The 21,840-nt window shown below is 68.8% G+C and carries 18 protein-coding genes; 10 read left to right on the forward strand and 8 right to left on the reverse strand.

Translation table 11 applies throughout. From position 1 onward, the window contains the following. Window positions 1-16 precede the first annotated feature (16 nt). Genes ACEN98_RS26800 through ACEN98_RS26815 form a run of 4 tightly spaced genes read right to left on the reverse strand, consistent with a single transcriptional unit; the run spans window position 17 to window position 6,114 of the window. Entirely contained in the window at window positions 17-1,267 is a 1,251-nt protein-coding gene (locus tag ACEN98_RS26800; RefSeq protein ID WP_413387918.1) for a hypothetical protein, read from the reverse strand. Continuing rightward, window positions 1,264-2,289, reverse strand: a complete 1,026-nt coding sequence (locus ACEN98_RS26805; protein ID WP_413387920.1) for a hypothetical protein — start codon at window positions 2,287-2,289, stop codon at window positions 1,264-1,266. The genes ACEN98_RS26800 and ACEN98_RS26805 overlap by 4 nt, the downstream gene beginning before the upstream one ends. Next, on the reverse strand, window positions 2,286-3,464 hold the full coding sequence (locus ACEN98_RS26810; protein WP_413387922.1) for a cytochrome P450: 1,179 nt from the start codon (window positions 3,462-3,464) through the stop codon (window positions 2,286-2,288). The genes ACEN98_RS26805 and ACEN98_RS26810 overlap by 4 nt, the downstream gene beginning before the upstream one ends. 10 nt (window positions 3,465-3,474) lie before the next feature. Beyond that, window positions 3,475-6,114, reverse strand: coding sequence for a TonB-dependent receptor domain-containing protein (locus tag ACEN98_RS26815; protein WP_413387924.1), 2,640 nt, complete (start codon window positions 6,112-6,114; stop codon window positions 3,475-3,477). 156 nt (window positions 6,115-6,270) lie between these two features. On the opposite strand from ACEN98_RS26815, the gene ACEN98_RS26820 reads away from it, so the two are divergent. Further along, complete coding sequence (locus tag ACEN98_RS26820) at window positions 6,271-7,305, forward strand: LacI family DNA-binding transcriptional regulator (protein ID WP_413387927.1); 1,035 nt, start codon at window positions 6,271-6,273, stop codon at window positions 7,303-7,305. Here ACEN98_RS26820 and ACEN98_RS26825 read toward each other — a convergent pair. Beyond that, window positions 7,275-8,804 carry an MFS transporter gene (locus ACEN98_RS26825; RefSeq protein WP_413387929.1) on the reverse strand — a complete coding sequence of 510 codons (1,530 nt, stop codon included), beginning with the start codon at window positions 8,802-8,804 and terminating at the stop codon, window positions 7,275-7,277. The genes ACEN98_RS26820 and ACEN98_RS26825 overlap by 31 nt on opposite strands. A 116-nt stretch (window positions 8,805-8,920) precedes the next feature. Here ACEN98_RS26825 and ACEN98_RS26830 point away from each other — a divergent pair, with 116 nt between their 5' ends. Together ACEN98_RS26830 and ACEN98_RS26835 are read left to right on the forward strand one after the other, a co-directional pair. Continuing rightward, complete coding sequence (locus ACEN98_RS26830; RefSeq protein ID WP_413387931.1) at window positions 8,921-9,799, forward strand: LysR substrate-binding domain-containing protein; 879 nt, start codon at window positions 8,921-8,923, stop codon at window positions 9,797-9,799. Then, window positions 9,793-10,551: a sulfite exporter TauE/SafE family protein gene (locus ACEN98_RS26835; RefSeq protein ID WP_413387933.1), complete on the forward strand. Its 759-nt coding sequence runs from the start codon at window positions 9,793-9,795 to the stop codon at window positions 10,549-10,551. The genes ACEN98_RS26830 and ACEN98_RS26835 overlap by 7 nt, the downstream gene beginning before the upstream one ends. A gap of 15 nt (window positions 10,552-10,566) precedes the next feature. Here ACEN98_RS26835 and ACEN98_RS26840 read toward each other — a convergent pair whose 3' ends face one another. Both ACEN98_RS26840 and ACEN98_RS26845 read right to left on the reverse strand, forming a co-directional pair. Further along, complete coding sequence (locus ACEN98_RS26840; protein ID WP_413387936.1) at window positions 10,567-10,950, reverse strand: VOC family protein; 384 nt, start codon at window positions 10,948-10,950, stop codon at window positions 10,567-10,569. Window positions 10,951-11,030: 80 nt separating this feature from the next. Continuing rightward, window positions 11,031-12,209, reverse strand: coding sequence for an MFS transporter (locus ACEN98_RS26845; protein ID WP_413387938.1), 1,179 nt, complete (start codon window positions 12,207-12,209; stop codon window positions 11,031-11,033). Between the two features lie 75 nt (window positions 12,210-12,284). Here ACEN98_RS26845 and ACEN98_RS26850 point away from each other — a divergent pair, with 75 nt between their 5' ends. Further along, window positions 12,285-13,184: a LysR substrate-binding domain-containing protein gene (locus ACEN98_RS26850; RefSeq protein WP_413387940.1), complete on the forward strand. Its 900-nt coding sequence runs from the start codon at window positions 12,285-12,287 to the stop codon at window positions 13,182-13,184. Here the strand turns inward: ACEN98_RS26850 and ACEN98_RS26855 are convergent. Then, window positions 13,172-16,015, reverse strand: coding sequence for a diguanylate cyclase (locus ACEN98_RS26855; protein WP_413387942.1), 2,844 nt, complete (start codon window positions 16,013-16,015; stop codon window positions 13,172-13,174). The genes ACEN98_RS26850 and ACEN98_RS26855 overlap by 13 nt on opposite strands. 177 nt (window positions 16,016-16,192) lie before the next feature. Between ACEN98_RS26855 and ACEN98_RS26860 the strand changes: the two genes are divergently transcribed. The 6 genes from ACEN98_RS26860 (at window position 16,193) to ACEN98_RS26885 (ending at window position 21,833) form a co-directional block, all read left to right on the forward strand. Further along, window positions 16,193-16,531 (forward strand): UxaA family hydrolase, encoded by a 339-nt coding sequence (locus ACEN98_RS26860; protein ID WP_413387944.1) that lies wholly within the window; start codon window positions 16,193-16,195, stop codon window positions 16,529-16,531. Further along, a complete protein-coding gene (locus tag ACEN98_RS26865; RefSeq protein ID WP_413387946.1) occupies window positions 16,528-17,757 on the forward strand; it encodes a UxaA family hydrolase in 1,230 nt (409 codons plus the stop codon). Before ACEN98_RS26860 ends, ACEN98_RS26865 begins: the two co-directional genes overlap by 4 nt. Before the next feature lies 1 nt (window position 17,758). After that, window positions 17,759-18,745 carry an aldo/keto reductase gene (locus ACEN98_RS26870; RefSeq protein WP_413387948.1) on the forward strand — a complete coding sequence of 329 codons (987 nt, stop codon included), beginning with the start codon at window positions 17,759-17,761 and terminating at the stop codon, window positions 18,743-18,745. A gap of 43 nt (window positions 18,746-18,788) precedes the next feature. Then, the gene (locus ACEN98_RS26875) at window positions 18,789-19,655 is read left to right on the forward strand and encodes a fumarylacetoacetate hydrolase family protein (protein WP_413341750.1); all 867 of its coding nucleotides are present in this window, start codon (window positions 18,789-18,791) and stop codon (window positions 19,653-19,655) included. Between the two features lie 122 nt (window positions 19,656-19,777). After that, complete coding sequence (gene fucP, locus ACEN98_RS26880; protein ID WP_413387950.1) at window positions 19,778-21,076, forward strand: L-fucose:H+ symporter permease; 1,299 nt, start codon at window positions 19,778-19,780, stop codon at window positions 21,074-21,076. Beyond that, window positions 21,069-21,833 (forward strand): SDR family NAD(P)-dependent oxidoreductase, encoded by a 765-nt coding sequence (locus ACEN98_RS26885; protein ID WP_413387952.1) that lies wholly within the window; start codon window positions 21,069-21,071, stop codon window positions 21,831-21,833. Before fucP ends, ACEN98_RS26885 begins: the two co-directional genes overlap by 8 nt. Window positions 21,834-21,840 lie beyond the last annotated feature (7 nt).

The raw sequence follows: 21,840 nt of genomic DNA on the forward strand, positions 1-21,840 counted from the left end.
TCCTCGAAGTGATCGATCAGTCGGGCCAGTGGCGCAGGAAAGGGGCCGGCTGGTAGTCGACCTGGCGCGGCAGCGCGACTTTCCACTGGCCGCTTTCGCTGCGCCGTACCAGCGCGTCGAGCGCGCCGAGCGTCTGGTCCGACGTGAAGTTGCAATGGCCGGTCTGGCCGAGATAGGCCGCGCGCACCATGCCGTCGCCGCTTTGCGCGCGTACGCGCTGCGCGTAGTCGCCGGTCATCTCGACCAGCGTCACCGGGTCATTGGCCGCCTGCAGCAGCAGGACCGGCGCGGCGACCTTCCCGGTCGGCGCGTAGAACCGCCGCATGTACGCCACCGCGCGGTCGTCGGCCGCGATGCGCGGCGCGCCGGCCAGCCGGGCCAGGTCCGCGCCGAGATCCAGCCCGGCGGCGACGTACATCCGGCGCACGAAGTCCGACTGCCCCGAACGTTCCAGCAGGACGGCATAGTCGATCCCGGTATTCCAGGATGCATTGCCGCCCGCGCGCTGCATCTGCTCCTCGCGCGGCAGCATCGTCGCGGGCAGGAAACCGTCGGCCAGCAGGCGCACGCGGGCGGCGTCATCGACGGGCTGCGGCGTCCACCCCGGCACTTGCGCCAGCGTCGCCGCGAGCGCGATGCGGGCGCGTCCCGCGGGCGTGGCTTGCTGCGCATCGAGCAGCGTCCGCCACGCGGCCAGGTCCTTGCGCATCTGCTCGCCTGAACTCGTCAACAACACCGGCAGCGGGGCCTCCGGCGCGGCCAGCGTGCGCAGCACCCACGGCCCGTCGAGTGCCGCGTTCATCATGCCGACCGTGCCGCCCGCGGAGGCGCACAGCGCGAGCGCGCCGTCGAAGCGTGCCGGCGCGCGCTCGACCAGGGCGATGGTGACCAGGCCGCCCATCGAACTGCCCCAGGCATAGGTGCGTGCGGGCTTGCCGACCGCGGCGGCGAAGGCGTCGAGCGTCGCCAGCTGGTCCGGGATCGCCTCCTCCACGGCCCAGCCGGTGCGCGCGTAGGAGGAGCCGGCCAATGCGTAGCCGGCCGCCAGCAGCGCCTCCTGTTCGGCGCCGGCGACGTTGCGGGCCGGGTTGTCGGGGCCGCGCGCATACCCGTGGCTGAACAGCAGGAGCTTGCCGTTCCACGCGTCCGGCACGTCGAACACCCAGGTGGCGCCGCTGGGCAGGCGTCCTTCGAGATGGCGCGGCGCCCCGGCCGCGCTTGACGCCAGCGGCACGGCCGCCAGCAGGAGAGTCAGGAGTCGCTTCATGGTCGGGAATCCGGTTGGTTCATGAACAGCACGCGCGGCTGGCCGAGGCGTGGGCCGAGGGAGAGCACGACGACGGCGATCGCCAGCAGGGCGGCACCGAGCAGTTCGGCCCGGGTCGGGTAAGGCAGTCCGAAACCGATCGCCAGGACGTACGACGCGACGACGCCCGCGATGATCGATGCCGAACGTTCGAGCGGCACGCAATAGGTGTTCTCGTGCTTGTCGAGCAGGATCAGTGCGGACACGATGGAAATGACGAACAGCGCCACCGACTGGATGACCAGCAGCCAGATGGCGTCGGACGACCATGCGCGCGTGAAGCCGGCATGCACCTGTTCGCCCTGCGGCCCCGGGACGGCGAGGGCGATGACGGCCAGCACCAGGAGCGACAGGGGAATCGACACCACCCGCTCCTCGACGAAATAGCGCTGGGTCGCCGCCGGGTCGGCATTCTTCGCGATCCGGGTCATGACGAACAGGCGGATGAAGTAGCCGATCGTGTACAGGACGATGATCAGCACGAGAAGGGGAGGGACATGGAAACCGTCGCGCGCCGTCACGTTGATCGCAAGGCCCGTCAGCACGAGCGCGAACGCGACCCACGAGTACCAGCGGACCTTGCGGCCGCACAGGAGGTCGACGATCGGCGCGATGATGATGATGTCCCCGCGCATCAGCAGCTGCACGAACGGGATGCTCACGCCGGCAAAGGTGTACGAGAGCGGCACCGACACGAGCAGCAGGGTCGCGCCGACGCCGGCGAGGGCGGTCGCGCCGGTCGCGCCGGGAAAACCGCCCAGCCCGCGCATCGGCGTCGCCGCGCGCCACCAGCCCGAGCGCCAGATGAACACGACGAGCAGCGCGCTGCTGAGCGTCAGCGCGACCGGTAATGTCTCGAGACCGGACAGCGGACGGCTCACGACGCCGCTCCTGGGACTCGTGATCAGCTTCGTCAACACGGCATACGGCGCGTACGCGAGAAAGTAGATCAGCAAAAGCCACTCGATCGACAGCCGTTTCATGCGGCCCTCCCTGCGAATGCGACGGGCACCGCGACGGGACCGATTTCCGGCATGCGGGCGGGCACGACCTCGCCGGCGAGCGTGAAGCGGGTCGTGCGGTCGAGGAGCGCTTCCAGCGCGACGGCAAGCTGCAGCCGGGCCAGGCCGGCACCCGGGCACATGTGCGGCCCGCGCCCGAAGGCGACGGATTCCTTCATGTTCGGGCGGTCGAGCCGGAACGTCTCCGCGTCGTCGAACACGGCGGCATCGCGATTGGCCGACGCGTAGACCAGGGCGATCGCCTCGCCCGCGGGAATCGTCACGCCATGCAGCGTGACGTCGCGCGTGGCGGTCCGTGCGAAGCCGCGGTAGGGCGTGTACAGGCGCAGGAATTCCTCGACCGCCGGCGCGATCGCGGCGCGGTCCGTGCGCAGGCGGTCCTGCAGGTCCCGGTCGTTCGCCAGGTGGACCACGATCGCGCCGAACACGATCTGCGGCGCGATGATGCCGACCACCAGCACCTGGCGGATCGTGCCGACGATCATGTCGTCGGGCAGCGCCGCGCCGTCCACCCGCACGGCCAGCAGCGCGGCCGTCACGTCGTCAGCCGGGTCGCGCGGATGCGCCTTGCGATCGTCCAGCAGGTGCACGGCCAGGTCGTAGAGCAGCGCACTGTTGTCCTTCGTCGCTTCCGGGTCGGACATGCCGACCGCGCGGGCATACTTGCGCGCGACGTCCGCCAGCCATTCGGCCTGTTCGAGCGGCAAATTCATCCATTCGGCGAACACACGGATCGGCACCACGGAGGCGTAGTCGCCGCACATGTCGCCGCCGCCCTGCGCCACCAGGGGATCGAGCAGCTCGTTGCAGAGGCGTTCGATGTAGGGCCGCAGCCGGTCGACGCGCTTGCCGGCGAGGAGCGGCGTGATCGCCTTGCGGTACGGCGTGTGGTCGGGCGGATCCAGGTGGAGGGGCGGGCGCCGTCCGGACGCCGCGACCCTGGGCACGACGTTCTGCACGGTGGTCGTATAGGTGGCGTAGTCGGCGGCGGCCCGGGCGACGTCCTCGTGGCGCGTCAACGCCCAGAAGCCGCCGAGCTCAATCGTATGGGCGACCGGGCAGCTGGCACGCAGCTCGCGGTACAGTGCGTACGGCGTCTCCAGGGTTTCCGGCAGGGTGGGATCGAAATCGTTCATGGGGTTTTCCTTACCAGGCCTTGTCGACCGTGAGGGCCAGGACGCGCCCGAGGGCGCTTGCTTTCGACGGGTCGTAACCGTTGCCGTAATCGGCCGCGGGCGGCGCCTTGTCGAACAGGTTGCGGGCATTCAGGGACACGCGGATGCCGTCCAGCGCCGTGCCGCTCGCGAAGCTGTACGCAAGATCCATGTCCACCGTCGTATAGGCACCGACCGTCGGCATCAGGGTGGAGAGGTTGTTGCGATAGCTGTTCGTGTAATTGGCGGCCAGTTGCGCCGACATGCCGCCGACCTTCCACGCACCGCTGATGCGGCCGGAATTCCTGGCCGGGTAAGCGATCACATTGTTACGGTCGAGGAAGACCCTGGCGTTCGGCGCTTCGTCGTACTTGAGGTAGTGAGTCAGATTGCCGCGCAGGGTGAACGTGATCCCGGCGTCGAGGCGCCATACGTTGCTCAGCGCGAGGTCCAGGCCATCGACCTTCACCGCGGCGGTATTGGTGCGGCGCGCATCCATGATCGCGGCATTGGTGTAGTTGATCGTGCCGGGCGTCGTGAACGGGGAGCTCTCGACGAGATTCTTCAGGGCGGCGTAATTGGGCGCGCCGGGGTAGGCGACATATTTCGCATACGTCACGGGATCGAGCAGGTAGTTCCCCTGCAATCCGAAGCCGTCGACGATCTGGTTGTCGTACGAGATATCGAAATACGTCAGGCCGGCCTTCAGGCCCCGCATCGAGGACGGGGAATAGTCGATCCCGAGCGACTTGGTCCGCGCTTTTTCCGGCCGCAGGCCGGGATTGCCGCCGCCCAGCGTCACGGTCGGCACGAGTCCGCGTCCCGGCACCGTTTGCTGGCCGATATAGACGCCGGACCCGGACGCGTTCGGATTCGATTCGGACAGCCACGGCGCACGGAACGACGTGCCGTACGACGCATGTACGAGCACGTCGTCGACGGGTTTCCAGTTCACGCCCACTTTCGGATTGGTGGTCGTGCCGACGTCGCTGTACTTTTCCCAGCGGCCGGCAAGCGACAGGTCGAGTTGGGCGACCAGGGGCAACCGGTTGCCGGCTCCGAACACGGGCACGAGCACCTCGCCGTACACCGCCTTGATCGTGCGCGCGATGTCACTGGCCAGGACCACGGGCGTCGTGCTCGTTCGGCTGTTGGCGTTGTTCGAGAAATAGGCGTCCGATGCTTCCCTGCGCACTTCCGCGCCGGCGGCGGCACGTACCTCGCCGCCCGGCAGCGCGAACAGCGGTCCGTCGATGCCCGCGACGAGCGTGTTCAGGTGCGTATTGCCGCGAATGATCGATTGACCCGTCGCCAGTTGCTGCACGAGCGCGCGCGGGATCGCCTGCGGCCCGCCGAACACGTTCAACGCGGTGGCCGGATCGGAACTCGCCATGGCCTGGGCGAGGGCGTAATTGCTCAGGGCCGCGCGGTTTTCTTCCCTGTCGCCGCCCATCCCGGTGGAGGCCGACACCTTGTAATGGTAGTTGCCGAGATCGCCGTCGATACCGGTCTGGAATTGCATGACCTTGCTCGTCACCTTCGCGAAGTCCGGGCCCAGCAGGTCGCTGAACGAATAGCTGGCCAGCAGGGGCGTGGCGCTGGCGGCGGCGTCGGCGGGATAGAACGCGTTGGTCTTCGGGACCGTGTAGTTCGTGATCGTGTACAGCGCCCGGGCCGATGCCGAGCGGCGGGAATAATAGAATGCCTGGGCATACACCTTCATCGAGTCGGTCAGCTTCTGTTCCGCGTAACCGAAGACGCTGCCGCGATCGGTTTCGGGAATCAGCGTGGTGTAGGGCGTGGTCTCGCAACGATTCGCGGGACCGCTCTGAAGGTTCGCCAGGAGCAGCCCCTGGCCATTGCCATCGCGCAGCGGATAGGTCGTGCCGCCGTAGGAAAGCGTCCCGGGCGCACAGGTGCTCGGGCGCGCGTCGGCGCCGCCGAGACGGCGCCGGTCGCTCCCGATGAACGACCGGCCGCTGTTCTGCATGCCGGTGTTGTGCGCAACGTCGAACGACACGAAGACCGAGCCGTCGCCCCACGCCTTGCCGGCGATCGCCCCGGCCTGGGCGTCATGGTAACCGTCCGCATGGCCCGCGCGGATCATCGTTTCCAGCCCCTGGAAGTGCTTGCGGGGGATCAGGTTGATCACGCCCGCCACCGCGTCCGAGCCGTACACCGCGGACGCGCCGTCCGCGATGACTTCGATCCGTTGCAAGGTCAGGGGCGGCAGGAACGACGGATCGACGATATTGCCCATCGTGCCCGCGGCAGGGACGCGCTGGCCGTCCAGCAGCGTCAGGGTGGCCTGGGGGCCGATGCCGCGCAGGTTCGGGGCAGTGGCGCGCGTGATGTTCGCCGCCGCGGCGGCACCGAGCGAACCCTCGGCGTTGAAGCCCATCGACGTGACCTGCGGAATCTCCTTCAGCAGGTCGGCCGTGGTCATCGCACCCGACTTCTTGATGTCGTCGATGCCGACCTGGATCAGGCTCGAGCCGACCGGCGCCACGCCCCGGATGCGGCTGCCCGTCACGACGACCTTGTTCGGATCCTGGTCCTGCGCATTGACAGCCGATACCGACGACGCAACCAGCACGGCCAGCGACGATGCCTGGAACGACAACTTTTTCATCACCATGTCTCCTTGTATTGTTTTATTGCGAACTGGGAAAGCGCTTTCCATTGCTTATGAAAGTATATCTATTATTTTTTATAAGTATACTTTTTTGATGAGGCGGTTCGATGGGCGCAAATGCGCTAGACTCCTGCTGGCACGCCCGAGGAACGCATGAACGATCAATCCGACAATCGCCCGAGAAAGCGCCGCCCGACCGGCGGTGTTTCCACGCTGGAGCTCGTGGCGGCGGAGGCGGGCGTGTCGATGGCGTCCGCGTCGCGCGCCTTCAGCAATCCGGGACGCGTGAGCCTGCAGACGGCGCAGCGTGTCAAGGAGGCGGCGACGCGCCTCGGTTATTACCCGAACCTGATCGCCGGCGGCCTGGCGTCGCAGAAAAGCCGGATCATCGGGCTGCTCGTGCCGACGATCGAGCAATCCATTTTTTCGGCCACGGTCCAGGCCCTCACGGACCAGCTGGCGGCGGAAGGCTTCCACGTGATGATCGGCCAGACCGGCCTGCACGACGAACACCTGGCGGACCTGGTCGGGTCGATGGTCGGACATCGGCCATCCGGCGTGATCGTGACCGGTGTGATCGAGTCGGCCGAACTGCGCGAGGTTTTGTCGAAGAGTCATATTCCCATCATCGAAACCTGGGACTTGCCGGCGGACCCGATCGACATGGCGGTCGGGTTTTCGCACGAGGCCGCCGGTCGCGAGATCGGCCGCTTCCTGATCGAATCCGGCTATCGCAGGCCGTTCGTCGCCACGGCAACCGGGATCAGAGCGTCGGCCCGGCACCGGGGACTGGCGGCCTGTTTTCTCGAATCGGGGCGGCAGGCGCCGCCGTTCGGGTGCTACGAACCGCCGACCAGCGTGACGCAAGGACGCGCGGCGCTCGCGCACGTGCTCGCGTCGGAACGGGACACGGATGTCATCGTGTGTTCCTCGGACTGGATGGCCCTCGGCGTCATCGTCGAAGCGCGGCAGCGCAAGCTCCGGGTGCCCCAGGATGTCGCCGTGATCGGGTTCGGCAACTCGAGCATCGTGGGCGAACTCGAACCTGCGCTGACGACGATCGGGATCGATGGGAGCGCGATCGCCAGGGAGGCCGTCTCGCTGTTATTGAACAAGGCGCGGGGGGAAACGTCCGCGGCGCCTGTCGTGGACGTGGGTTATTCGCTGCTTCGGCGCGGCAGCGGCTGAGATAGCGACCGGGCCCTGTCGTGCATGCAGCCATGCACGATGGCAGCGCCCCCCGCCGCCGCGATGCCGGCCGCCAGGAAGCCATGCGCAAACCCGGCTTCGACACTGCGCCGCAGCAGCCCGGCCAGCCCGGCCGGCAGGGCGCCGGTGTCGCCCGCGATCACCCGCTCGACCAGGTGCGGCGCGATCGTCGCGCCGGCTTGCGCCACGCCGGCCAGCAGGGCCGCGCGCGTGCCGCTCGCCAGCACGGCGCCGATGCCGGCAAAGCCCAGCAGGATGCCGCAGAAGCGTGACGTCGTACTGATGCCGGAGGCCATGCCCGCCCGCTCCGGCGGGACGGTGCCCATGATCGCCTTCTGCGTCTCGCCGTTCAGCAGGCCCCCGCCCGCGCCGAGGATCGCCATGCCGATGCCGTCCAGCAGCCGGTTGCCCGGCAGGTGCGCCGCCCACACCATGACGAGGTTCCCGGCCGCGACGACCATCAGGCCGAGCGCGAGGATCCGGTAGCCCGGCATGAACGCGGCCAGGCGCCGTCCGGCCATCGGCAGCAGCAGCATCGCGAGGGCGAAGGGCAGCATGCCGACGCCCGCTTCCAGCGCCGTGGCGCCGCGCGCGTTCTGCAGGTAGAGCGGCAGCAGGGAGGCCATCACCTGGGCGCAGGACGCGTAGGCCAGCATGGCCGCGACGGCGCCGACGAAACGCCGCTGCGCGAACAGGGACAGGTCGAGCATCGGTGCGCGGACCCGGCGCTCGGTGGCGAGGAACAGCGCGAACAGGGCCAGCGCGGCCGCGGCGCGTGCCAGCACGGCCACGCTGGCCCAGCCCTCGGCGGGGCCCGAGATCAGGGTCCACGTGAAGGCGAACATGGCCGCCGCGAACAGGACGATGCCCGGCACGTCGAGCGTCCGCTGCGCCGCGCCGCGCGACTCCGGCACGTGGCGCAGGACGGCGAGCGCCAGCCCGGCACACACGGGCAGGTTGACGAAAAATGCCCAGCGCCAGCCGAGCCAGCGGCTGATGACGCCGCCGATCAGCGGCGCACACACCATCGTCAGGCCAATGATCGTGCCCCAGAAGGCCCACACGCGGGCGCGCTCCCGCTCGTCATGGAACGCATGGCCGATCACGGCCAGCGACGGCGCGAGCAGAAAGGCCGCGCCGACGCCCTGCGCGGCGCGGGCGAGGTACAGTGCCCGTGCGCCGGGAGCGGCGCCGCACGCGAGGGAGGCCGCGGCGAAGATGGCGAGGCCCAGCAAGAGTACGCGCTTGCGCCCGGCCCGGTCGGCGATGGCGCCCGCGGGCAGGAGGAGGGCCGCGAAGCACAGCAGGTAGGCGCTCACGACCCATTCGATGTCGGCGAACGTCGCGGCCAGCTCGCGCGCGATGGTCGGCAGGACGATCCCGACCACGTTGGTGTCGAGCACCGTGACGGCGCAGCCGAGCGAGGCCGTCAGCAGCAGGGGTGTCGACGAGGGGCGTGGCGGGGAGTCGGCAGGCATCGCGGGGGCTCCTGAGTTCGGATGAAAGCTGCATTACACCCCAGCCGGGAATTTCATTCATTAACGGGAAAACGTGAAATAATTCGTTCCTATCGAATACTCATGCCTGGAGACGGATGGAGCTGCGACATTTCCGCTATTTCGTGGCGGTGGCCGAAGAACTGCATTTCGCGCGCGCCGCCGAACGGCTGGGCATTGCCCCGTCCACGCTGACCGTGCAGATCCAGGAGATCGAGCGGACGCTCCAGGCGCGGCTGCTGCAGCGGACCAAGCGCAGCGTGGGCCTGACCGCGGCCGGCGAGCTGTTTCTCGAACAGGCGCGCGCCAGCCTGCTGCGGTTCGACCAGGCCGTCGGCGTCGGCCGCCGCGCCGGCCGCGGTGAGCTCGGCCGGATCGTGATCGGCTATGTGGGCTCCGCCGCCCTGGCCGGCATCCTGCAGCGGCAGATGCGGCGTTTCCGTGCCGAGTGGCCCGATGTCCAGCTGCAGGCGAACGAACAGCCGATGGGGCGGCTGCCGGGCCTCGTCGCGGAGGGCCATGTCGATCTCGGCTTCGTGCGCCTGCCGATGGCGCTCCCGGACGAATTGCGCGTGCACGTCCTGCAGCGCAACCGCTTCTGCATCGCGCTGCCCGCCAGCCACCGCCTGGCCGGCGCCGCAGCGGTCGACGCGCAGGGGCTGGAGGACGACGATTTCGTCGTGCCCGAACAGGACCTCGGTACGCGCGAAGTCGGGCGGCGCGGGCGCTTCGCGCCGCGCATCGTCTCGGCGCCGGGTAATCTGCTGACGGTGTTGACCGAGGTATCGTTGCGCAAGGGCGTCGCGGTCGTCCCCGACGTGGTGGCCACGACGCTGGCGCTGCCGGACGTGGTCTACAAGCCGCTGGCCGGAGACCCCGTCACGTCGGAACTGGCCGCCGTCTTCCGCCGCAGCGAAGGGGCGCCCGCCGTGAAGAACCTGATCCGGCAGCTGGTGGCGGAGGGGGCAGCATGCTGATCGCCGACCCCTTGTTCTATGCCGTCGCCGTGCCGGCCGTCCTGTTGACCGGCATCTCGAAAGGGGGCTTCGGGGGCGTGCTGGGCGGCGTGGGCGTGCCGCTGATGGCACTGGCGATCTCGCCCGTCCAGGCGGCCGCGATCCTGCTGCCCGTGCTGTGCCTGATGGATCTCGTCGGCCTGGGCGCCTATTTCGGCAAGTGGGACATGCCGACGCTGCGCATCATGCTGCCCGGCGCCCTGCTCGGGATCGTCGCCGGCTTCCTCACGTTCGGCATGCTGGGCGAGGACGTCATCCGCATCCTGATCGGGAGCATCGCGGTGGCCTTCACCGTCAACAACGTGCTGGGCCTGGCGGCGCACCAGCGCCAGGCCGGCCCCTCGTTGGCGAAAGGCACCTTCTGGTCCGCGGTCTCGGGCCTGACCAGTTTCCTCGCCCATGCCGGCGGACCGCCCGCCATGGTCTACCTGCTGCCGCAGCGGATGGACAAGGTGCGCTACGTCGCCACCATCAGCGTGTTCTTCGCGGCCGTCAACGCGGTCAAGCTCGTGCCGTACGCGTGGCTGGGCCAGCTGTCGCTCGACAACCTCGGCACGAGCTTCGTGCTGGCGCCGCTCGTGCCGCTGGGTGTGAGGCTGGGCATCTGGCTGCAGGACCGGATCAACCTCGTGTGGTTCTACCGGATTTCGCAGGCCTGCCTGCTCGTGACCGGGCTGCAGCTGGTCTGGCAGGGTGGCGCGCATTACCTGTAACTGCGCGGACCGGGATCAGGTCTCGTAAAGCTCCAGCGGCAAGCCGTCCGGGTCGGCGAAGAAGGTAAAGCGCCTGCCCGTGTATTCGTCCGTGCGTACCGGTTCCACGGCGACGCCGTGCGCTTCGAGATGCTGCCTGCAGGCCTGCAGGTCGTCGACCGCGAACGCGAGGTGCCGCAGGCCGCACGCTTCCGGATACGACGGGCGTGCGGGCGCGTTCGGGAACGAGAACAACTCGACCTGCGAGCCGTCCGGCAGCGCTAGGTCCAGCTTCCAGGAGTCGCGTTGTGCGCGGTAGTTTTCGGCGACGATGCGCAAGCCCAGCACCTCGGTGTAGAAGTGCCGGGATCGTGGGTAGTCCGCACAGATGATCGCGGCGTGGTGGATGCGGGTGAACATGACGGTAGCGGTCCAGGGTGACGGTTCGCTATCGTAACAGCCCGGCGCCATCTACCCGACCGTGGCAGGGGAGCGGATCGTCACGCCGGCGCCAGCGCCTGCCCGACCGGTTCCAGCCGGCGCAGGCGCAGCGCGATCAGCAGGGCGGCGCCCAGCAGCACGCCCAGCAGCGCCACGACGCCGCCCCAGCCGCCGTGTTCCCACAGCACGCCGCACAGCCAGCCGACCAGGCTGGAGCCGAGATAATAGAAGCACAGGTACAGCGCGGACGCGAGCGCCTGCTGCGTGCGGGCGCGCCGGCCCACCCAGCTGCTGGCGATCGAGTGCGACGCGAAGAAACCGAACGTGAACACCGCCATGCCGGCCACGATGACGGCCACGTTGTGCGCCATGGTCAGCAGCAGGCCCGCCAGCATCGTGCCCATCACGGTCCACAGCACGTGGCGCCGGCCCAGGCGGTCGGCGCGGCGGCCGGCCCAGACCGAACTGAAGATGCCCAGCAAATACAGCAGCGAGATGCCGCCGACCACGCTCTGGCGCAGCCCGAACGGCGCGCCCAGCAGGCGGAAGCCGATCACGTTGTACGCGCTCACGAAGCAGCCCATCAGCAGGAACGACAGGGCGAACAGCCAGGGCAGGCCGGCGTCGCCGAAGTGGCCGCGCAGGCCGTGCAGCAGCGCCGGCACGCCGCCGGACGACGGCCGGAAGTTGCGCGACGCCGGCAGGCTGCGCCAGAATTCCCACGCGGCCAGCAGGCCCGCGACACCCATCACGGCGAACGCGGCGCGCCACGACACGAAGTCGGACAGCACGGCCGCCAGCACCCGCCCGACCATGCCGCCGAACGCATTCCCGCCGATGTACAGGCCCATCGACACGCCGAGCGCCGCCGGTTCGATCTCCTCGCTGAGGTAAGCCATCGCGACGGCCGGCATGCCGCCCAGCGCGAAGCCGAGAAGCGTGCGCGCCGCCAGCAGCTGCGGATACGTACGCGCGCCCGCGGCCAGCACCGTCATCAGCGCGGCCACGACGAGCGCCACGACCATCATGGTCTTGCGGCCCAGCCGGTCGGACAGGACGGACGAGAACAGCAGCGACACCGCCAGCGCGCCCGTCGAGAGCGACAGCGACAGGCTGCTCTGCGCGGGCGTGAGCCCGAAATCGTGCGCCAGCAGGGGCATCAGCGGCTGCACGCAATACAGCAGGGCGAAGCAGGAAAAGCCGCCGAAGAACAGGGCGCGGTTGGTGCGATTGGTCATGGGGCCATCGTAGGATTGCGGGATACGACTGTCCAATATATATTTGTGGCGTTACTTATCGCTTGAAAATATAAGATGGAACTCAGGCACCTGCGTTACTTCGTGGCCGTGGCGGAGGAGCTGAGCTTTACGCGCGCCGCCGAGCGGCTGCACATCGGCCAGCCGCCGTTGAGCCAGCAGATCCAGGCGCTGGAACATGAGATCGGCGCCCGGCTGTTCGAGCGCAACCGGCGGCGCGTGCTGCTGACGGAAGCGGGGCGGCTGTTCCTCGCGGACGCGCGGCGCATGCTGGCGCTGTCCGAACAGGCCAAGGAAACGGCGCGCCGCGCGCACCTGGGGGAAGCGGGCGAGCTGCGCGTCGGGTTCACGTTTTCCACGCCGTTCACGCCGCTGTTCGCCCGCGTCGTGCGGCGCTACCGCCAGCAGTATCCGGGCGTGCGGCTGACGTTCCTCGAGATTCCCACGCAGCCGCAGCTCGCGCAGATCGAGGCGCGCGAACTGGACGTGGGCTTCGTGCGGCCCGGCCCCATGCCGCTGCCGCGCACGGTCGCGCTGACGATGCTGCGCCGGGATCCGCTGCTGCTCGTGCTGCCGGCCGACGCGCCGCTGGCGCGGAAAAAGACGATCGCGGTGAAGGACCTGGCCGACCAGGCGTTCGTCGTATTCCCCGAAAAGACGGGCACCGGCATCTACCACCAGATCTTCGACCTGTGCCGCGCCGCCGGGTTCACGCCGCACATCGCAATGGAGGCGGGCGAGCCGTCGACGATCATCGGCCTCGTTGCCGCCGGCTGCGGCATTTCCGTGCTGCCCAGCTCATTCGAAGGCATCCACATGGACGGCGTCGTCTACCGGCCGCTCGCCGACCCGGACGCCACCACGGCGATGCTGCTCGCGCGCCATGCCGAAGGCGGCGGCCCGCTCGTCGATGCGTTCGTCGCGCTGGCCCAGGCTGCGGCCGATCAGTCCGCGTAGCTGATGCGGTCGCGGCCCGCGTGTTTCGACCGGTACAGCGCCGCGTCGGCACGGCCGAGCAGGGCGACCGGATCGTGCGGGGTGCCGGGTGTAAAGGCGACGACGCCGAAGCTGGCGGTGACGGCCAGCGTGTTGCCTTCGCCGATGTCGACGGGTTCGCCGCGCACGACGGCGCGCAGGGCGTCGATGCGGGACGCGTCGGCCGGCAGGTTCAGGCCGGGCAGGACCACGACGAATTCCTCGCCGCCGTAGCGGCCCACCGCGTCGTAGGGCCGCACGGCCGCGCGCAGGCGGCGCGCCGTTTCGACCAGCACCGCGTCGCCCGCCAGGTGGCCGTGCGTATCGTTGACGCGCTTGAAGTAATCGAGGTCCAGCAGCACGAGCGCGAAGCTTTCGCCCGAGCGCGCGCATTGTTCGATTTCGCGCGCGACGATGTCCATCATCGCGACCCGGTTCCAGCACTGGGTCAGCCCGTCCTTCAGCGCGCGCAGGCGCATTTCCTCGCGCGACTGTTCCAGCTCGTGCGTGCGCGCGCGCACCAGCGCCGTCAGCTTCGCTTCGCGCGCCCGGTGCGCGCGCAGGCGCAGGCGGTGGAACGCGACGAATGCGCCAGCGACGCCGAGGGCGCACAGCACGTAGAACCGGACGCTGCGCCACCATGGCGGTGCGATCGTGAACGCCAGTTCCACCGGCGCCGACTGCTCGCCGGTGGCGCTGTCGACGGCGGCGACCTGGAAGCGGTACCGGCCGCCCGGCAGCGCCGCGTAACGCACTTCCGGCTGCACCGTGTCGTTCCACGCGTCGTCGACGCCGAGCAGGCGGAAACGATAGTGCCAACTCCGGCCCCGGTCGAACTGCAGGTGGGCCAGGCGGAACACGATCTGGTCCGCCCGCCACGGCACCGGCGCGTCGCCGACCGGTAGCGGACCGTTGCCGCGCAGCGCCTCTTCGATCACGGGCTGGCGCAGCGCCGACGCGAACAGGCGGTCCGGATGAAGCACGTGCGACAGGCCGTTGCTGGTGATGAGCCAGATCGAACCGTCCCGGTCTTCGTACGTGCCGCGGCCGTTCGAATCGTTCCACGCCAGACCCTGCGTCTGGTCGAGCGTGCGCCAGTGCCTGCCGTTCCATACCGCGAAGCCCACGTCCAGTGCGACCCAGAGCCAGCCGCGGCTGTCTTCGCGGGCGTTCAGGATGAACCGGTCGCGCAACACCGGCGCATCGATCCGCGTCGCGCGGCCGCCGGGCTGCAGCCGCCACACGCCGTCGTGCGTGGTCGCGATCAGGTTGCCGTCGCGCGCGCACGCCAGGCTGAGGATTTCGGCACCGCCCAGCGCCGCGTCGTACGACCGGGTCTCCCAGGCCCGTCCGTCGAAACGCCTGACGTCGCTCATCCCGGCAAACCACAGATGGCCGCGCCCGTCGGTACAGCCGTCGGTCACCGCATCGGTGACCGGTTCGTTGCCGACGGCGGGGAGGGGCGCCGTCGCGGGGAAGACGTGCATGCCCGCTTCCGTGGCCATCCAGACGCGGCCGCCGTCCGCCAGCACCTGGTTGATCTGCGGCCACCGCGCGACCAGCGCGGTCCTGCCGTCCTCCTGCGTGCGCCGCAGCAGCGCGCCGCCGTAGGTGCCCGCCCACAGGTGGCCGTCCGCGTCGAGCGCCATACTGCCCCATTCCTGTGTCGCGTACGCGGGCTGGGCGGGATCGGTGCGGAAGCGGCGTTCGCCGGGCACCTGCCAGGCATGCCCGGAGCGCGTTCCGACGTGCAGGATGCCGCGAGGGTCGCGCAGCACCGAGATCACGACGTCGTTGGGCAGGCCCTGCGACGTGGTCCAGTTTTCGAGGTTCCCGTAGCCGAGTAGTTGCACGAGGCCGCGGCCCAGCGTGCCCAGCCAGATGCCGTGTTCGCGGTCCTGCAGGATCGCGGTGACGCCGCCGCCGACGTCCAGGCCGTTCTGGCGGCCGAACAGCTGCCACCGGCCGTCCTGCCAGCGCAGCAGCCCGTCGTCGGCGTTCGTCAGCACCCGGCCATCCGCGTCCAGGCGCATCTCCGTGAGGAGCTGGCGCTTGCGTATCTCGGACGGCGTCCGCTCCTGGAAGCGCGCGGCGCCCGCCGGCAGCACGAAGACGTGCGTCGCGCTGCGCACCCAGAGCGTGCCCGCGCCATCACGCAGGATGCTGCTCCAGGCATCCGCGGGCAATCCGTCCTTGCCGTCCCGGACGGTCACGCGGCCGCGCTCGACGCTGCACAGGGCCGTGCCGCAACCCATCCACAGGGCGCCGTCCGCGTCGGCGTGGATGCTCAGGATCGTTGCCAGCCCGGGGTAGGCGCGGATCTGATCGGGCGTGAAGTAGGCGCGGACGTCGCCGCCGTCGCCGCGTGGCGTAATCTCCACAAGCCGGTCGCGCGCCACCACCAGCACGCGGCCGTCCGCCGTCGCGGCGACGGGCTGGCCCGGCCAGACCTCGATCGGCTTGCCGTCGAACCGGACGGAAAGGAAGCGCCTGCCGTCGAACCGGTATAGATTCTCGTATGTCCCGGCCCACATGCCCGTCGCGCGGCCGTCGACCAGCGCCGTCACGATCTTGTCGGGAAAGCCCTGCGCCGGACCGTAGCGGCGGAAGCCGGTGCCATTGAATCGGAACAGGCCGTTCTGCGTGCCGATCCATACATAGCCGGCGGCATCCTGGGACGCCACCGTGACGGACAGGTTGCCGAGGCCCTCGGCCTGGCCGTAGGCCTTCAGCGGCAGGTGTTGTGCCGGCGCGCGCGCGCACAGGAACGCGAGCGCCAGGGCCGCAAGACGAAGGAGCAGCTTGGGATGCATGACGGGACGATGACTGACTTGAAGGCTTGGAATTGCGTAAGAGTAACATTTATTGTGCGTGAGTACTTACGTTTGCCGATTCCTTTTGTGCTGCAGCGCAGCAGAGCAAATAGTCGTATGTTTTCAATTTATAGAATACAATTATGCTGTTACTTAAGTCAGCCGCAAAGGATCGTCATGTCCAGCACCACCCCAGCGCAGGCGGGCAGCCTGCTGCTCATGTCGCGCGAGGATAACTGCCTCATCGCGCGCGTCGACCTCAAGGCCGGCGCCACGGTCGTCATCGACGGCCGCGAGGTTGCGCTACCCGGCGACGTCCGCCTCGGCCACAAGGTCGCGCGGCGCGACCTGGCGCCGGGCGACAAGGTGCTGCGCTACGGCGCCATCATCGGCACGGCCACGGTGCCCGTCGCCATCGGCGCGCACATCCACACGCACAACCTGGAAAGCGACTACATCCCGACCTTCACGCTCGACCAGGACGGCCACCATTTCATCGGAAGCAAAGCACCATGACCACCTCCACCGACATCACCCTGGCCGCCCTGTCCGGTTATCCGCGCGCGGACGGGCGCAAGGGCATCCGCAACGTCGTCGTCGTCGCCTATCTCGTGGAGTGCGCGCACCACGTCGCGCGCCTGATCGTGAATGCGTTCCCCGGCCAGCCCGTGCACCTGATCGGCTTCCCGGGCTGCTATCCGAACGAATACGCCGACACGATCATGCGCCGCGTGCTGACGCACCCGAACGTGGGCGCGGCGCTGCTCGTGTCGCTCGGCTGCGAGAGCTTCGACAAGAACGGTGTCGCGCAAGCCGTCGCCGACAGCGGCCGGCCCGTCCACACGGTGACGATCCAGGACGTCGGCGGCACGCGCTCCGGCGTGAAGAGCGGCGTCGAATGGGTGCAGTGGGCCGTCGAGGACCTGGCGCGCCAGGAGCGCGTGCCGATGCGCCTCGACGAACTGGTCGTCGCGACGATCTGCGGCGGTTCCGACAGCACGAGCGGCATCACGGCCAATCCGGCCGTCGGCGCGGCGTTCGACCGGCTGATTGCCGCGGGCAGCGCGTGCGTGTTCGAGGAGACCGGTGAACTGGTCGGCTGCGAATTCCACATGAAGCGCCGCGCCGTCACGCCGGAACTGGGCGACGAGATCGTCAAGACGGTCGAGAAGGCGTCGCGCTACTACACGATCATGGGCCACGGCAGCTTCGCGCCGGGCAATGCGGACGGCGGCCTGACGACGCTGGAAGAAAAATCGCTGGGCGCATACGCGAAAAGCGGCGCGTCGCCGATCAGCGGCATCATCAAGCCGGGCGACCAGCCGCCCACGGGCGGCCTGTACCTGCTGGACGTGGTGCCGGACGGCGAACCGCGCTTCGGCTTCCCGAATATCTCGGACAACGCCGAGATCGTGGAACTGATCGCGTGCGGCGCGCACGTCACGCTGTTCACGACGGGCCGCGGGTCCGTGGTCGGCTCGGCCATTTCTCCCGTCATCAAGGTGTGCGCGAACCCGGCGACCTACGAGCGCCTGGCGGACGACATGGACGTCAACGCGGGCCGCATCCTCACGGGCCATGCGACCATCGAGGAAGTCGGCGACGAAATCGTCGACCTCGTCGCCCGCGTGGCGAACGGCGAGTGCACGAAGTCGGAAGACCTGGGCCACCAGGAATTCATCCTCACGTACAAGCAGTTCGAGCCGATCGGGCCGCGCTGCCTGCCCTTGAAGGTAGCCTGACATGAAGCGGCCCGACATGGACGTCACCAAACTGGGCTTGGGCTGCGCGCAACTGGGCGGCCTGTACGACCCGATGGCGGAAGCGGACGCGTACGCGCTCGTCGACGCCGCCTGGGACCTGGGCATCCGCTATTTCGACACGGCGCCGTACTACGGTTTTACGCTGTCCGAGCACCGCCTGGGCGCGGCGCTGCGATCGCGGCCGCGCGGCGACTACACGATCAGCACGAAGGTCGGCCGCCTGATGTGGCCCGATCCGAACGTGCAGCCGGGCGAATGCGGGTGGGCGGCGCCGTTGCCGTTCCGGCCGCATTACGACTACACGCACGACGGCATCATGCGCTCGCACGAGGACAGCCTGCAGCGCCTCGGCCTGGACCGCGTGGACATGCTGTACGTGCACGACATCGGCCGCGTCACCCACGGCGAACGCCATGCGCACTACTGGAAGCAGCTGACCGAGGGCGGCGGCTTCCGCGCGCTGGCGCAGTTGCGCGACGAGGGCGCGATCAAGGGCTTCGGCCTCGGCGTCAACGAGTGGGAGGTGATCGCCGATGCCATGGACATGTGCGCGCTCGACTGCGTGCTGCTGGCCGGGCGCTACACACTGCTGGAGCAGGCGTCGCTCGCCCCGCTGATGGACCGCTGCGCGCGGCAAGGCACGCGCGTCGTGATCGGCGGGCCGTTCAACTCCGGCATCCTGGCGGGCACGAACAAATTCAATTACGAGGACGCCCCGGCGGCAGTCGTCGAGCGCGTGCGCGCCATCGCCGCCGTCTGCCGCGACTTCGACGTGCCGCTGCAGGCCGCCGCGCTGCAATTCCCGATGGCCCATCCGGCCGTCGTGTCGTGCATCCCCGGCGCCCAGAACATCGACCAGCTGCGCCGCAACGCGCACTGGTTTTCCCAGCCGCTGCCGGCCGGCCTGTGGACCGCGCTGAAGGACGCCGGCCTGCTGGACCCGGCCGCGCCAGTGCCGTCGGCTTGATCTCCGGCCTGATTTTTCAATATCACCGTAACAAAGGAATACCATGAAACTGCTGCGATATGGCCCGAAGGGCGCCGAGAAACCTGGCCTGATGGACGCCGACGGCGTGATCCGCGACCTGTCCGGCGTGCTGCCCGACCTGACCTCGGCCCAGCTGGCCGCCGGCGCGATCGCCCGCCTGTCGGACCTCGACCCGAGCCGCCTGCCCGTCGTCGAACAGCCGGTCCGCTACGCGCCGGTCGTCGCCGACATCGGCAAGCTGATTTGCGTGGGCCTGAACTATTCGGACCACGCGGCCGAATCGGGCATGGCCGTGCCGGCGGAACCCGTGCTGTTCACGAAGGCGACCAGTTCGATCATCGGCTGCAACGACCCCGTCGTGCTGCCGCGCGGTTCCGTCAAGAGCGACTGGGAAGTGGAACTGGGCGTCGTCATCGGCAAGCGCGCGCGCTACGTCGACGAAGCGAATGCGCTCGACTACGTGGCCGGCTACTGCGTCGTGAACGACCTGTCCGAGCGCGAATACCAGCTGGAGCGGGGCGGCCAGTGGGACAAGGGCAAGGGCTGCGACACGTTCGGCCCCGTCGGCCCATGGCTCGTGACGACCGACGAAGTGCCCGATCCGCAGAACCTGGACATGTGGCTGGAAGTGAACGGCAAGCGCTACCAGACGGGCAATACCCGCACGATGGTGTTCACCGTCGCGCACCTGGTGAGCTACATCAGCCGTTTCATGACCCTGCAGCCGGGCGACGTGATCAGCACCGGCACCCCGCCGGGCGTGGGCCTCGGCCAGAAGCCGGATCCGGTCTACCTGGAACCGGGCGACCGCATGCGGCTCGGCATCGAAGGCCTGGGCGAGCAGGCGCAGACCGTCCACGCGTGGAACGAGGCGCTGATCGACGGCTGATCCGCAGTTTGTTGGCAGTGCACGTGGGCACGGGGTGCCCACGCTACAAGATACGGTAGGGTGGGCACCACGTGCCCACGCATGACGTACGCGATATGTTGGCTGACGGAGACTTTGCAGACATGACGGACCCCTCGACGCGGCAGTACCGGTTTTCCCTCGTGATGATCACCACACTGTTTTTCATGTGGGGGTTCGTCCATAATCTCGACCCGATCCTGATCCCGCACCTGCGGCGGTCGTTCAGCCTGACCGTGCTGGAGTCGGCGCTGGTGGATTCGGCCGTGTTCATCGCCTATTTCGTGATGGCGCTGCCGGCGGGCCTCCTGATCCGCCGCGCGGGCTACAAGGCCGCGATCATCTGCGGCCTGCTGCTGTTCGCCACGGGTTCGCTGATGTTCATCCCGGCCGCGAACACGCAGCAATACATCGTGTTCCTGGCCGCGCTGTTCACCATCGCGTGCGGCCTCACGATCCTGGAGACGGCCGCCAATCCGTACGTGACCCTGCTGGGCCGGCCGGACCGCGCGGCCCAGCGCATCAACCTGGCGCAGTCGTTCAACGGTCTCGCCGCCACGCTGGCGCCGATCATCGGCGCGCGCCTGATCCTCGTGCACGGCGCCGACGACGCGCAGCTCGCCGCGATGCCGGAAGCGGCGCGCCAGGCGGCGCTGGCGGCGGAAGCGGCCAGCGTGAAGGGCCCGTACATGATGCTGGGGCTCGTCATCCTCGCCATCGCCGTCGTGTTCTGGTTCCTGAAGCTGCCGGAAGTCGGCGGCCGCTCGGACAATGCGCCGGCCAAGAGCTCGCTCGGCGAGGCGCTGGCCGTGCCGTCGATCCGCCGCGGCGCGATCGCCCAGTTCTTCTACGTGGGCGCGCAGGTGTGCGTGTTCAGCTTCTTCATCCTGTACGCGACCCGGTCGGCGGGCGTGTCGCCCGTGACGGCGGCGGACTACCTCGGGTGGGGCTGCGGCATGGCGTTCATGGTCGGCCGCTTCGTCGGCACGGGCCTGATGCGCGTCGTGGCGCCGGCGCGGCTGCTGTGGATGTACGCGCTGGCGTGCACGGTGCTCGCGGCGGTGGCGATGGTGGCGACCGGCGTCGCCAGCCTTGCCGCGGTGATCGGCATCGCGTTCTTCATGTCGATCATGTTCCCCACCATTTTCTCGCTGGGCCTGCAGGGCGCCGGCCACCACGCCGACATGGGCAGTGGCCTGATCATCATGGCCATCGTCGGCGGCGCGCTGCTGCCGCTGCTGTTCGGCTTCGTCAGCGACGTCACGCACAACGTGCAGTACGGCTATGCGGTGCCGCTGCTGTGCTTCGTCGTCATCGCCTGGTTCGCGCGCGCCTCGCTGCGGCAGGCCAGCCGCGAGTCCCGCGCCACGCCATCTTCCATGGGAGTCACGAAACGTGTTTGAATTGAACGACAAGAAAGCCGTCATCACGGGCGGCGGCAGCGGCATCGGCAAGGCGATCGCCCAGCTGTTCGCGCGCCAGGGGGCGCATGTCCACGTGGTCGACCTGAGCGACGCCGCCAGCCTGCAGGCGGTGCGCGAAATCCGCGAGGAGGCCGGCCGCGTCACCTCGCACGCCTGCGACGTGTCGCGCCAGGCCGACGTGGAAGCGCTGATGGCCGCGATCGGCCCGTTCGACATCCTCGTCAACAACGCCGGCATCGCCCACATCGGCAAGGCCGACACGACGAGCGAAGAGGACTTCGACCGCGTCATGAGCGTCAACGTCAAGGGCGTCTACAACTGCCTGCACGCGGCGATCCCGCAGCTGCGCGCGAACGGCGGCGGCGTCATCGTCAACATGGCGTCGGTGGCGGGCTCGGTGGGCATCAAGGAGCGCTTCGCGTATTCCACGGCGAAGGGCGCCGTGATGGCGATGACCCTGTCGGTCGCGAAAGACTACCTGCAGGACGGGATCCGCTGCAATTCGATCTCGCCGGGCCGCGTGCACACCCCGTTCGTGGACGGTTTCCTGGCGCGGAATTATCCGGGCCGGGAGGCGGAGATGTTCGAGCAGCTGTCGAAGACGCAGCCCATCGGCCGCATGGGCAGGCCGGACGAAGTGGCCGCGCTCGCGCTATACTTGTGCAGCAACGAAGCTGCCTTCATCACGGGAACCGATTATCCGATCGACGGCGGCTTCATCACCCTGAACACGTAAAGCCGCC

It is taken from the genome of Massilia sp. CT11-137 (assembly GCF_047302885.1).
Classification (GTDB): Bacteria; Pseudomonadota; Gammaproteobacteria; order Burkholderiales; family Burkholderiaceae_D; genus Telluria; species Telluria orientalis.

What these genes read in the sequence shown, in the direction of transcription:
- ACEN98_RS26800 (WP_413387918.1), bottom strand. Translation starts at nt 1,267, where the DNA reads ATGAAGCGACTCCTGACTCTCCTGCTGGCGGCCGTGCCGCTGGCGTCA.
- ACEN98_RS26805 (WP_413387920.1), bottom strand. Translation starts at nt 2,289, where the DNA reads ATGAAACGGCTGTCGATCGAGTGGCTTTTGCTGATCTACTTTCTCGCG.
- ACEN98_RS26810 (WP_413387922.1), bottom strand. Translation starts at nt 3,464, where the DNA reads ATGAACGATTTCGATCCCACCCTGCCGGAAACCCTGGAGACGCCGTAC.
- ACEN98_RS26815 (WP_413387924.1), bottom strand. Translation starts at nt 6,114, where the DNA reads ATGAAAAAGTTGTCGTTCCAGGCATCGTCGCTGGCCGTGCTGGTTGCG.
- ACEN98_RS26820 (WP_413387927.1), top strand. Translation starts at nt 6,271, where the DNA reads ATGAACGATCAATCCGACAATCGCCCGAGAAAGCGCCGCCCGACCGGC.
- ACEN98_RS26825 (WP_413387929.1), bottom strand. Translation starts at nt 8,804, where the DNA reads ATGCCTGCCGACTCCCCGCCACGCCCCTCGTCGACACCCCTGCTGCTG.
- ACEN98_RS26830 (WP_413387931.1), top strand. Translation starts at nt 8,921, where the DNA reads ATGGAGCTGCGACATTTCCGCTATTTCGTGGCGGTGGCCGAAGAACTG.
- ACEN98_RS26835 (WP_413387933.1), top strand. Translation starts at nt 9,793, where the DNA reads ATGCTGATCGCCGACCCCTTGTTCTATGCCGTCGCCGTGCCGGCCGTC.
- ACEN98_RS26840 (WP_413387936.1), bottom strand. Translation starts at nt 10,950, where the DNA reads ATGTTCACCCGCATCCACCACGCCGCGATCATCTGTGCGGACTACCCA.
- ACEN98_RS26845 (WP_413387938.1), bottom strand. Translation starts at nt 12,209, where the DNA reads ATGACCAATCGCACCAACCGCGCCCTGTTCTTCGGCGGCTTTTCCTGC.
- ACEN98_RS26850 (WP_413387940.1), top strand. Translation starts at nt 12,285, where the DNA reads ATGGAACTCAGGCACCTGCGTTACTTCGTGGCCGTGGCGGAGGAGCTG.
- ACEN98_RS26855 (WP_413387942.1), bottom strand. Translation starts at nt 16,015, where the DNA reads ATGCATCCCAAGCTGCTCCTTCGTCTTGCGGCCCTGGCGCTCGCGTTC.
- ACEN98_RS26860 (WP_413387944.1), top strand. Translation starts at nt 16,193, where the DNA reads ATGTCCAGCACCACCCCAGCGCAGGCGGGCAGCCTGCTGCTCATGTCG.
- ACEN98_RS26865 (WP_413387946.1), top strand. Translation starts at nt 16,528, where the DNA reads ATGACCACCTCCACCGACATCACCCTGGCCGCCCTGTCCGGTTATCCG.
- ACEN98_RS26870 (WP_413387948.1), top strand. Translation starts at nt 17,759, where the DNA reads ATGAAGCGGCCCGACATGGACGTCACCAAACTGGGCTTGGGCTGCGCG.
- ACEN98_RS26875 (WP_413341750.1), top strand. Translation starts at nt 18,789, where the DNA reads ATGAAACTGCTGCGATATGGCCCGAAGGGCGCCGAGAAACCTGGCCTG.
- fucP (WP_413387950.1), top strand. Translation starts at nt 19,778, where the DNA reads ATGACGGACCCCTCGACGCGGCAGTACCGGTTTTCCCTCGTGATGATC.